The sequence below is a fragment of the Chitinophaga sp. genome (genome assembly GCF_035564935.1).
Classification (GTDB): Bacteria; Bacteroidota; Bacteroidia; order Chitinophagales; family Chitinophagaceae; genus Chitinophaga.
This window is the reverse complement of record NZ_DATMTE010000298.1, coordinates 1-5,770: the sequence shown is the minus strand read 5'-3', so window position 1 is coordinate 5,770 and position 5,770 is coordinate 1. Positions and strand designations below refer to the sequence as shown.

The 5,770-nt window shown below is 47.5% G+C and carries 6 protein-coding genes; 3 read left to right on the top strand and 3 right to left on the bottom strand.

Features of this window, described 5'->3' with window-relative positions; translation table 11 throughout:
• Positions 1-491: SDR family NAD(P)-dependent oxidoreductase (locus tag VN105_RS07990; RefSeq protein ID WP_325639644.1), on the bottom strand; the 491-nt coding region annotated here is incomplete at its 3' end.
• A 105-nt stretch (positions 492-596) separates the two neighbouring features.
• On the opposite strand from VN105_RS07990, the gene VN105_RS07985 reads away from it, so the two are divergent.
• Both VN105_RS07985 and VN105_RS07980 read left to right on the top strand, forming a co-directional pair.
• The gene (locus VN105_RS07985) at positions 597-953 is read left to right on the top strand and encodes a helix-turn-helix domain-containing protein (protein WP_325639642.1); all 357 of its coding nucleotides are present in this window, start codon (positions 597-599) and stop codon (positions 951-953) included.
• A gap of 127 nt (positions 954-1,080) precedes the next feature.
• Positions 1,081-1,860 carry a DUF3658 domain-containing protein gene (locus tag VN105_RS07980; RefSeq protein WP_325639640.1) on the top strand — a complete coding sequence of 260 codons (780 nt, stop codon included), beginning with the start codon at positions 1,081-1,083 and terminating at the stop codon, positions 1,858-1,860.
• 74 nt (positions 1,861-1,934) lie between these two features.
• Here the strand turns inward: VN105_RS07980 and VN105_RS07975 are convergent, their stop codons facing one another.
• Together VN105_RS07975 and VN105_RS07970 are read right to left on the bottom strand one after the other, a co-directional pair.
• A complete protein-coding gene (locus VN105_RS07975; RefSeq protein WP_325639638.1) occupies positions 1,935-2,678 on the bottom strand; it encodes a hypothetical protein in 744 nt (247 codons plus the stop codon).
• Positions 2,679-2,696: 18 nt separating this feature from the next.
• Positions 2,697-4,640: an FAD-dependent oxidoreductase gene (locus VN105_RS07970; protein ID WP_325639636.1), complete on the bottom strand. Its 1,944-nt coding sequence runs from the start codon at positions 4,638-4,640 to the stop codon at positions 2,697-2,699.
• 206 nt (positions 4,641-4,846) lie between these two features.
• Here VN105_RS07970 and VN105_RS07965 point away from each other — a divergent pair.
• Positions 4,847-5,770 (top strand): aldo/keto reductase (locus VN105_RS07965; RefSeq protein WP_325639634.1); only part of this gene is annotated, 924 nt, incomplete at its 3' end.

Below are 5,770 nucleotides of genomic sequence, written 5' to 3'. Positions count from 1 at the left end.
AATGAGATAACGGCCGCTTTTGCAGCGGCGTATATCGTTGCTCCGGTTGCAGCCCGATACGCGGCGTTCGACCCGATCAATATAATGGAAGCGCCGTCATTTAAATAAGGAAGCGATTTTTTTACGGTGAAATAGGCGCTTTTTAAATTCAGGTCCATATAGCGGTCGTAACCTTCTTCTGTTACATCAGTTATCGTCATCAGGGGAACCCCGTCCACAACGCCACCTGCATTCACTACCAGTACGTCTATCTTCCCAAACTTATCAGCCGTGGTCCTAAACAGGTTGTTGAGGTCGTCAGGATTTGTTACGTCTCCTTTTACCCCTATAAAATTACTACCCAGGGTTTCAACGGCGTTCTTCAACGTCGTCTCATTTCTTCCGGCGATCGCACCGGTGGCGCCTTCGTTCTTAAATGCTTCAGCAATGCCCAGCCCTATACCGCTGTTGCCGCCTGTAACCACGGCAACCTTGTTTTTAAGTTTACTCATTTTTCTGTTATTTAAAATTTGAATAACAAAGGTAGGATGGTGGAGTTATTTTTAGTAACTTGGTGCTGAAAAATAACAGTAACATCGGTGTAACAAAGTAACATTATGGGGTGCAAAATAGAAGAGTTCCAACAGGAACAAAAAAAGAGAATGAGAGCTGTTCAGGATTCAATGGACGTGCTGAACGGCAAGTGGAAGATTGCTATTATTACGTCTATTTGCTGTTACGGTAAAAGGCGGTTTTCTGATATTTTGAATGATGTGGACGGAATTTCCAACAGAATGTTGAGCAAAGAATTAAAGGAATTGGAAATAAACCAGTTGGTAAAACGAACCGTTTTAGATACACAGCCCATAACGGTTCAATATGAACTTACGGAACATGGCGATACACTACAAACCATCATCAGTAATCTTACAGATTGGGGAATTGCACACCGGAAAAGAATTATAAAGAAATAGCTTCGATGTTTATCGTCTTTGCACAAGGGGTAGCAGCGGAAATACTTTTGTTGGTTACTCACAGAAGATTGTACCGGATAGCCCCACCCGTTTGTGCGTTTTGTTCGATTGGATATTAAAAATTTGTATGACGGATTTACACATCATTTTGTCGCTGAGTGCAGCGGGCACACTTAAACGGGCAGTTGAAAAAAAGCTCCTTACCGGCGAAGTATTTGCCATCAACGATATGCCCGGTGTAGGCCCGCTGGATGATGGGAAGAAGAGAACGGAATTTCTTCGCGCGCTGCCTTTCAGAGAAGAGCCCATCTATTGGTTGCCCCGGGATGCAGATGTTTTTAAGCCCTGGCACCAGTTACAGGTCCGTTTACGGGAGAAGCCGGTTGACAGGCTGATAATATGGGCCGGCAGTGATGGCAATGACTATGTGTTTATCAGGATGGCCTGTCACTGGCTGGAGCGTATACCCGTAAACGTTATACTGGTGCAGGCTCCTCCTTTAATGGGGTACCACAGTATTGCCATATATTCTGTTGAACAGCTGGCTCCATTGATAAACATGGCTGTATCGCTGAATACCGCAGAGCGGAATGCGCTGGCACGTGAATACGGGAATATTGTATCGCATCCTGGATTGCTTAGGGAATGTGATGCCAATGGTGTACTGCAATTTAAGGAGCTTGATGCACATGACAGCCTGATACTCAGGTTTTGCAGCAGGCGTTGGCAAACGGCCGTGAGGGTTATAGGGCAAACAATGGGGCATAGCGATCCCCGTAATAGTCTTGGCGATGCATTCATCAGCTCCAGGCTGGAGCACCTGATCGTGAGCGGCCAGGTAGTAGCAGACGGGCCACACACATCTATGAGGACTTTCAGGGTGAAGCTTGCCAGCGCCAGATCTTAACAGGATGATACCGGCCTCCGGGGCATCTAGCCCTGCAATGTGTGCGCCGATCAGCAGGCTTGTTTGCTGATTAATTATCTTTTAAAAAGAACCGGTATTTTATTCCGCTCTATGATCTGTTGAAAATTGATCTGGTCATTTTCATCAAAGAGTTCATCCATGGTGGAATACACTAATTTCCGTTGCCCGTCTTTTTCATACAGGTTGATACGGAACCCGAGCGGTACGGCATACTCCACATTTTTTTGATTGGCAGTAAAGATCATTTCCGTGATGGGTTCGTTGCCATATTCATCTTCCCGGAATGCGATAAAATGCAGGTGAAAGAAATTTTCCAGCATAAGGAAATTTTCATAATAGCTGGTGATCATCAGGCATCGCCGTCTTGGTGCAGAAATAATCAGCCGGTCGGTATGGAGTACTTCGCAGGCGTGGTGAAGGAAGGCAGGAGAAAGGATCTTTTCTGAAGAATGATCTTCGCCGGAGGCAAAAATAATACGCTTGTCCAATTGCTCCGAAACCTCGAATTGATAAGGGTAGGCGTCAATATGTTGTTGCCAGTTTTCATAATTAGCTTTTACTTCCAGGTGCTGCAGGTCGGGCGGCGTGATATATTCAAAACGGGCTCCTGCGTCCTGGGCAAAAATGATGGCCAGCTCCAGGTGTTCCCTGTCCTTTATAAAAGGAATGGCTTCCACGCGGCTGATGGCCTGCCAGCTTCCTGCTTTCAGCATGGGGTAAACAGGTACTTTACTTTTATCTATTGCGATGTCAGTTTCCTGCCTGTTTTTGCCAAATAGTTTTTTGAATAGTCCCATGGGAATGGTGCATTTAGTTTATGACATATTCTCCGCCCGGTATTGGCCGGGCATACGCATCAGGTCCTGCAATTTGTCGAGGTGTTTTTCGTAGATATTCCTCGGTGTTGTTTTGTATTTCGTACATAGCGACGCGGCTTTTCCTACTATTTCCCCCATCATACCGCAGGTGCGCATTACCCGTACAGGACCGAGCCCGTCGTTGCCTACGCTGATGTCTCTTCCGGCCATAAAAAGATTGCTGATATTGCGGCTGTATAAAACACGATAGGGAGCCCAGTATATTTTTTTATACACGTATCCTTCTCCTTCGCTGGCTCTTGAAATAAATTCCTGTCCTTTCAGGCCTTTGTCGAAGGCCGGATCGGCCCTATGGATATCTATATGCCATGAACACGGGAATGCAGGGTCGGGAAATGAATGATCCTTCCTGAAGTCATCGGCGGTTAGTACCAGGTCGCCCATCAACCTCCTGGATTCCCTTTTGCCGGCAATAAAGGCGGCCCAGCCCAGGCGATGGTTAGGATATTGTTTGTCCACGTTTTTTAGTGTATCCCATGCACCGTACATGGCGCGGAAATTAAGATCCCGGATGAGTTCTATTTCTGTGACCGGGTTTTTATCAAACCCGCTTTCCCAATACCATCCGCCCAGGTTAGAGAGCGGATCCTCGCGGCCCCACTGTCCTTTATAACCTTTGCGGCCGGGAAATGGTTTATCCTTCAAATCAATTGCCCAGGGACAATGCGGAAAGGGCTGCGCTGTTTCACCGATTTCGCATTGCATGGCCAAGGCTGTTTTATCCTTGCATTCACATGCCAGCACCTGTTTGTTATCAGCTGCATTGAGTACGTTCCATAAATTTGAGGTCCCCATCAAACCTGTTTTTGACATTTCATAGTCGGCCCCGGCAAGGAATCCAATGGTAGCATCTCCTGTACAATCTGCAAAATATTTTGCCTTTAGTTTCCGTCGCTTACCTGTTTGTATATTTTGAATAATGACCGCTTTAATTTCACCGTTATCCGTTTCCACCCTGAATGCGCGTTCATACATCATTAAGGTGATGTTGGGCTCGTTTTCTACGGCTTTTATTTTCTTTGAATCGTCGTAAAACATGCCGTTGAGTGCATTGCGGGTGCCATTTACCGGTGTGGGCGGTGTGGGCATTATTTCTTCTACAATGTCGCCTACGTGGGGAAACGGTTCCTGTTGCGTGCGTCCTTCCGGCCATACCCTTACTTCAGAGCTTCCGTTGCCCCCCAGTACCGGGCGGTCTTGTATAAGCGCCACTTTTATTCCCTGCCTGGCGGCGGAGATGGCAGCGCTGGTTCCTGCAACGCCTCCGCCAATCACCACCAGGTCATAATTTCCTCCATCAGTGGGTTCGTCGCTTAACCCCAATAGCTTTCTTCTGAATTGCGTGAGGGCCTGGAGATCGTTTACGGGTTCAAAATTTACATCCTTGCAAAACAGTATGGCTTCGCAGCGTCCTTCGAAGCCGGTGAGATCATGCAGGGAGAGGGTAGCGTTCTTTTGTACCGATACCCGGCCGCCATCGTGCCAGTGCCAGGCGGCGCCTTTTGTACCGAATGTTTCTTTTAACGGTACCTTATCGATGAGCAGTTGAAATTTACCCGGCGCTCCCGGTACTTTCCAGGGGGCTACCCAATCTCTTGTGCGTACCCAAACCCGGTATGTACCGGCAGAAGGAAATTCAACAGCTGTAGTAGCGTCTGCAACGGGGATACCCAGGCCATGGGCCAGTAAATAGGGGGAACCTGTTATTTCCATGGATTGCTGATCAAGGTCCCATCCGCCGTAATCTGTAAAGCCTTCTGCTTCCACGAAAAGAAATTCACCTTGTGCCCCGGCCTTTGTGTTTGCAAAAAGATTTTTCCTGTTTAACAGCAGTGTTAAGGCGGTACTGCCGGCAAGGCCGATGAATTGCTTTCTGTTCATGTTATTTTTTTTCTTTACGTGGATGTATCAGTGGGTTTTAAAATACTAATTTAATCTGAAAGTTATGGGAGATAATTAACCGGTGTTGGGCTTGATAAGCGGGGGGAATAAAGTGAGCCATGCAGACAAGTAATTTGAGCCATAAAAGAAAGTACCCCTGGCCTGTAAACCCTGATCTTTGTGTCATTAATCAAAAAATTACAGCAATGACAACAATAACAAAAATAGCCCTGGGCAAAAACGGTCCAATGGTGTCTAAACTCGGATTAGGTTGTATGCGGATGTCTCCTGTTTGGGGAAGCAAGGGTGCAGACGAAAATGAAAGTATCGCTACTATCCAGGCGGCGCTGGACAACGGCATCAACTTCCTGAATACCGGCGATTTTTATGGCAGCGGCCACAATGAGCTGCTGGTGGGCAAAGCCATCAAAGGCAGAAGGGACGATGCTTTTATAAGCGTTAAGTTTGGCGCGATCATATATGGGGGACAAATGCGGGGACTGGACCTGCGTCCTGTCGCCATCAGGAATTTCATTAATTATTCCCTGGTACGTTTGGGCATAGATACCATTGATCTTTACCAGCCCTGCCGGCTTGATAACAGTGTGCCGGTGGAAGATGTGACCGGCACTATAGCCGACCTGATAAAAGAAGGCAAGGTGCGCCACCTGGGCGTTTCCGAGATCACTGCGGATCAGCTGCGCAAGGCCAACAGCGTTCATCCCGTAACAGCGCTGGAAATAGGGTATTCATTGGCCGACCGTCAGATTGAAAGCGACCTGCTTCCCACGGCTAAAGAACTGGGCGTAGGCGTGGTGGCATTTGCCAATACCGCCGAAGGGTTACTCACCGGAGATATGAAAGCGCCGCTTCCTGACAATGCCTACCAGCTTCACTTTTCGCGTTTCCAGGGAGATAACCTGGTAAAGAACCTGGAAAAAGTGGAAGTGTTAAAACAAATGGCAAAGGACAAGGGATATACGCCTACTCAACTGGCCATTGCCTGGGTGAATGCACAGGGCGATCATATTATGCCACTGGTAAGCATGAGCCGGAGGTCACGGTTACCGGAAAACACAAAGGCTATGGAAATAACATTCACTCCCGGTGAGATAGATACGCTTAACACG

Excerpts from the sequence above, each read along its gene's own strand:
- VN105_RS07985 (WP_325639642.1), top strand. The coding sequence starts at position 597 with ATGGGGTGCAAAATAGAAGAGTTCCAACAGGAACAAAAAAAGAGAATG.
- VN105_RS07980 (WP_325639640.1), top strand. The coding sequence starts at position 1,081 with ATGACGGATTTACACATCATTTTGTCGCTGAGTGCAGCGGGCACACTT.
- VN105_RS07975 (WP_325639638.1), bottom strand. The coding sequence starts at position 2,678 with ATGGGACTATTCAAAAAACTATTTGGCAAAAACAGGCAGGAAACTGAC.
- VN105_RS07970 (WP_325639636.1), bottom strand. The coding sequence starts at position 4,640 with ATGAACAGAAAGCAATTCATCGGCCTTGCCGGCAGTACCGCCTTAACA.